This is a genomic window from bacterium (assembly GCA_035371905.1).
In the GTDB taxonomy this organism is placed as follows: Bacteria; Ratteibacteria; UBA8468; order B48-G9; family JAFGKM01; genus JAMWDI01.
The window spans coordinates 1-4,909 of the sequence record DAORXQ010000111.1 but is presented as its reverse complement, the minus strand read 5'-3'; the positions used below and the strand labels follow the sequence as shown (position 1 = coordinate 4,909).

7 protein-coding genes are annotated in these 4,909 nt (G+C 29.8%); all 7 read right to left on the bottom strand.

Features of this window, described 5'->3' with window-relative positions; genetic code table 11:
• A partial coding sequence (locus PKV21_09010; GenBank protein ID HOM27624.1) for a 1-deoxy-D-xylulose-5-phosphate reductoisomerase occupies window positions 1-793 on the bottom strand: 793 nt, incomplete at its 3' end.
• A complete protein-coding gene (locus tag PKV21_09005) occupies window positions 790-1,497 on the bottom strand; it encodes an isoprenyl transferase (protein ID HOM27623.1) in 708 nt (235 codons plus the stop codon). The genes PKV21_09005 and PKV21_09010, both read right to left, overlap by 4 nt.
• Before the next feature lie 2 nt (window positions 1,498-1,499).
• Window positions 1,500-2,216, bottom strand: coding sequence for an LPS export ABC transporter ATP-binding protein (gene lptB / locus PKV21_09000; GenBank protein HOM27622.1), 717 nt, complete (start codon window positions 2,214-2,216; stop codon window positions 1,500-1,502).
• Window positions 2,217-2,218: 2 nt separating this feature from the next.
• Window positions 2,219-3,238: a Holliday junction branch migration DNA helicase RuvB gene (gene ruvB / locus PKV21_08995; GenBank protein HOM27621.1), complete on the bottom strand. Its 1,020-nt coding sequence runs from the start codon at window positions 3,236-3,238 to the stop codon at window positions 2,219-2,221.
• A complete protein-coding gene (ruvA, locus tag PKV21_08990) occupies window positions 3,235-3,816 on the bottom strand; it encodes a Holliday junction branch migration protein RuvA (protein HOM27620.1) in 582 nt (193 codons plus the stop codon). The genes ruvB and ruvA overlap by 4 nt, the downstream gene beginning before the upstream one ends.
• On the bottom strand, window positions 3,794-4,276 hold the full coding sequence (locus tag PKV21_08985) for a crossover junction endodeoxyribonuclease RuvC (protein ID HOM27619.1): 483 nt from the start codon (window positions 4,274-4,276) through the stop codon (window positions 3,794-3,796). The genes ruvA and PKV21_08985 overlap by 23 nt, the downstream gene beginning before the upstream one ends.
• A gap of 5 nt (window positions 4,277-4,281) precedes the next feature.
• Window positions 4,282-4,909 (bottom strand): YebC/PmpR family DNA-binding transcriptional regulator (locus PKV21_08980; GenBank protein ID HOM27618.1); only part of this gene is annotated, 628 nt, incomplete at its 5' end.

Sequence of the window (4,909 nt, the reverse complement as noted above, 5' to 3'; positions counted from 1 at the left end):
TCAAAACATAATTTATCGGAAATTTCATATCAGGTATAAAACCAACAAGTTTTAAAGTTCCATCAATAAATTCAACCATTCCATGAATTATTGCTTCTGGATGGATAACAACATCTATCTGTTCTTCTCTTAATGAAAATAAATAATGTGCCTCTATAATTTCAAATGTCTTATTCATCATTGTTGCTGAATCAATTGTTATCTTTTTGCCCATTTTCCACACAGGATGGTTGAGTGCTTCTTTTACTTTTACATTTTTCTTTTTTTTCCCATAAAATGGACCACCTGAAGCAGTGAGATAAATTTTTTTTATCCCTTTGTTTTCATACTTTAAAATCTGAAATATTGCATTATGTTCACTATCAACAGGTAAAATTTCAAAATTATATACTTTTTTTAAATCCTGTATGATTTCACCTCCTGAAACAAGTATTTCTTTTGTCGCAAGTGCCACTTTCTTTTTGTTTTTTATACATTCAATAAAAGCGGGAAGTGTTTTTATACCCGGAATTGCAAAAATAAATAAATCACCTTCTTTTAAATTTGATATTTCAATAAGCCCTTCTTCTCCATAAAAAAACTTAACATTTTTATATTTTCTCATGAAATCCTCATCTTTTTCTTCAATGTAAGCATATTTCGGTCTAAATTCCTCAATCTGTTTTGAAAATAATTTTTTATTTTTTTTACAGGCAATACATAAAATATTAAATTTCTCTTTCTGTCTTCTTATAAGTTCAAGAGTATTCTGTCCAATTGTTCCTGTTGAGCCAAAAATTACAATGTTTTTCATTTATCAATAATTCCTCCAAATTTTCTCTTTCTTCTTTGATAATCATAAAGTGCTTTTAAAAATTCTTTTTCATCAAAATCAGGCCATAAAACAGTTGTAAAATAAAATTCTGAATATGCTGACTGCCAGAGTAAAAAATTGCTTATTCTTTTTTCTCCACTTGTTCTTATTATTAAATCAGGGTCAGGAATATCTGGAAGATAGAGGTATTTATTTATTAAATTTTCATCAATTTCCTCAATCTTATGTCTGTTTTTAATTATTTTCTTTAAACTATCAACAATCTCTCCTCTTCCTCCATAATTTATTGCAAAAATCAGATTTAAACCGGTATTTTTTTCTGTCAGTTTCTCAACATAATCCATAATTTCAATAAGATTTTCGGGTAGTTCCCATCTTCTTCCTGAAAATCTGACTCTAACATTATTTTTATGTAAATTTTCTCCTTCTTTTCTTAAATTTCGCTCCATAAGAGAAAAAAGGAATTCAATTTCTTCTTTTGGTCTTTTCCAGTTTTCTGTTGAGAAAGAATAAAGAGTTAGATATTTTACTTTATATTTACTTGCCACTTTTACAGTTCTCCTTACCGCTTCTATTCCCTTTTTATGACCAAAAATTCTTGGAAGGTTTCTTTTTTCAGCCCATCTTCCATTACCATCCATAATAATTCCTATGTGAACAGGAATTATTTTTAATTTTTCCATTTTTAAAGTTGAAATTTTTCACCAAAATATACACTTCTTGATTCAGGATGATTTAAAATTTCCTCAGGTGTCCCTTCTATCAAAATTTCTCCCTCATAAATTAAATATGCTCTATCAGTTATTTTTAATGCTTCTCTAACATTATGGTCAGTTAAAAGGATTCCTATATTTTCATTTTTTAAACTTAAAACAATATCCTGTATTTCACTTACTGTTTTCGGGTCAATCCCTGAAAATGGTTCATCAAGAAGAAAAAATTTAGGAGAAAACATTAAACTTCTTGCTATTTCAAGTCGTCTCTTCTGTCCACCAGAAAGATTTCCAGCAACTTTATCTTTAAGGTGGGAAATTTCAAGTTTTTTCAAACATTCTTCTCTAATTTTATCTCTCTCCTCTCTTTCCTTATAAAAATCTTCAAGAACAATTTCACAGTTTTCTTCTACTGTTAATTTTTTAAATATTGAAATTTCCTGTGGCAAATAAGATATACCTTCTCTTGCCCTTTTCCATGTAGGAAGTTCTGTTATATCTTTACTGTCTAAAAAAATACTTCCCGAATCAGGAGAAAGAAACCCCATAATTATTTCAAATGTAGTAGTTTTCCCTGCGCCATTTGGACCTAAAAGTCCAACAATTTCTCCTCTTTTAACATTCATTGATATTCCCTTCAAAACAACTTTATTCCTGAACGATTTTTTCAAATTTTTTATTTCAAGCATTTTTATAAAAGAGAATCAAATTTTTCCTGATATTTATTTAATCCAAGATGTTTATAAGCAAGTTCTGTTGCAACTCTCCCCTGTGGTGTCTTTTTGATAAAACCCTTCCTTACAAGAAAACTTTCATAAACTTCTTCTATTGTACTTACTTCTTCTCCAACTGCTATTGATAAACTTTTAACTCCAACAGGACCACCGTTGAATTTTGTAATTATGACTTCAAGAATTTTCTTATCCATTTCATCAAGACCTTCTTCGTCAACATCCATTTTATTCAAAGACATAACAGCAATTTCTTTATTTATTATACCCTCTCCCTTCACCTCAGCATAATCTCTAACTCTTCTCAATAATCTATTTGCAACTCTCGGTGTTCCCCTTGACCTTTTTGCTATTTCTTCCGCTCCTTCTTCTTCTATTCTTATATTTAATATTTTTGCTGACCTTTTTATAATTTCTTTAAGTTCTTCATTTGAATAATAATCAAGGCGATGAAGTATTCCAAATCTGTTTCTTAAAGGAGAGGTTAAAAGTCCTATTCTTGTCGTTGCTCCACATAATGTAAATGGTTTTAAGGGTATTTTAACACTTCTTGCCTTTGGTCCTTCTCCAATAACTATGTCTATCCTGAATTCCTCCATTGCACTGTAAAGAAATTCCTCAACATTTCTCGGTAATCTATGAATTTCATCAATAAATAAAACATCCCCTTCTTCCAGATTTGTAAGAATTCCCGCAAGGTCTCCAATTTTTTCTATTACAGGTCCAGAAGATGCTTTTATATTTACTCCAAGTTCCCCTGCAACAATATATGCAAGTGTTGTTTTACCAATTCCAGGAGGACCGTAAAACAGAATATGGTCAAGAACTTCTTTTCTGTTTTTTGCTGCCTCAATAAAAACTTTTAAATTTTCCTTTACCTTATTCTGACCAATAAACTCCTCAAAATTTCTCGGTCTTACCGTATTTTCGTATTTTAAGTCCTCATTTCTTATTTCAGGAGAAGTCATTCTTTCGTTCATGTTAATTTCCTTAATGCTTCCTTTATCAATTCTTCAAGTGTAATATTACCTTTCTTTTCTTTTAATATTTCTCCCACAATCACTGCTGAATCCTTCCTTTTGTATCCAAGAACTGTAAGTGCTTCCACTGCATTAATCAGAATTTCTTTTTCTTTATAATTATCAACCAAAATTGGAATTTTTTCAATTTTTTGTTTTAATTCTACTATCATTCTTTCTGCTGTCTTCTTCCCCACACCCGGAACATTTTTGAAAATAGAAACATCCTCTGTAATAATACCCTGATAAATTTCCTCAATTGAAAGTCCGGATAGAACTCTCAATGCAACTTTTGGACCTATTCCTGGAACAGTAATTAGTAATAAAAAAAGTTCCCTTTCTTCTTTCTCTATAAATCCATACAAATTTATCTTATCCTCTGAAAAGTGCTGATATATGTATAAAAACGTTTCTTCACCTTCATTTATTTTTTCCGATGTCTGAAGTGATACTTCAACAAAATAGCCAATTCCATTATTTTCAATTACCACATAAGTTGGTGTTTTTAAAAAAATTTTACCTTTTATGAAATATAACATTTTCTTTCAATTTGAAAATTGCAGATATAGCAGTAGCAACTGCATCTGATGCTTCAAAACTTTGAAAACTGTAATAACCTGTTAAATTTTCCACCATAAATTTTACCTGTTCCTTTGTCGCTCCTCCATTTCCTGTAATAAGTTGCTTGATTTCTCTTGGTGGAATAAGAAGAAATTTAATATCTTTTGAGATAGATAAACCAATAATACCTCCTATAAAAATACCTATTTTTAAAGCAATTCTGGCGTTTTTAGCAACATATATTTCTTCAATAGAGATAAATTCAGGTAAAAATTTTTCAATAAGAGTTTCAATATTTTCTAAAAGAAACTCAATTTTATTTTCAAATTTAAGTTTTAAAGAAGGAATAAAAACTCCACTATCAATTACTTTTAAATTTTCGTCAATTACTCCATAACCGACTTTATTAATTCCCGGGTCAATACCAATTACTCTCAATTTCTTTATTTTGAAACCTGTTCAAGTATCTCATCAGATATATCAAAATTTGCATAAACATTCTGGACATCTTCTGATTCTTCAAGTTCATCAAGAAGTTTTAAAAGATGTTCTGCTTCTTTTCCTTCAAGATGAACTGTATTTTTTGGAATATAGGTTATACTTGCATTTTCTATCGGTATGTTATTCTCCTCAAGAGATTTTTTAACATTTTCAAAATTTTCAACTGAAGTGGTTATTTCATATGTTTCTTTCTCTGTTTTCATATCTTCTGCTCCACCTTCAATAACAATATCCATTAGTTTATCTTCTTCTATATTTTCTTTTTTAACAGTTATTAAACCTTTTCTTTCAAAAATCCAGGAAACACTACCTGCACCAGCAAGATTTCCACCATGTCTTGAAAATATTGACCTTATTTCTGAAGCACTTCTGTTTTTGTTGTCAGTTAAAACTTCTACAAATATTGCTACGCCTCCTGGACCGTATCCCTCATATGTAACCTGTTCATAATTAATTGAACCTTCTTCTCCGGAACCCTTTTTAATTGCTCTCTGTATATTATCATTTGGCATATTAACACTTTTTGCCTTTTCTATTGCCATTCTTAATCTTGGATTTGTATCAGGATTT

Excerpts from the sequence above, each read along its gene's own strand:
- PKV21_09005 (HOM27623.1), bottom strand. The coding sequence starts at position 1,497 with ATGGAAAAATTAAAAATAATTCCTGTTCACATAGGAATTATTATGGAT.
- lptB (HOM27622.1), bottom strand. The coding sequence starts at position 2,216 with ATGCTTGAAATAAAAAATTTGAAAAAATCGTTCAGGAATAAAGTTGTT.
- ruvB (HOM27621.1), bottom strand. The coding sequence starts at position 3,238 with ATGAACGAAAGAATGACTTCTCCTGAAATAAGAAATGAGGACTTAAAA.
- ruvA (HOM27620.1), bottom strand. The coding sequence starts at position 3,816 with ATGTTATATTTCATAAAAGGTAAAATTTTTTTAAAAACACCAACTTAT.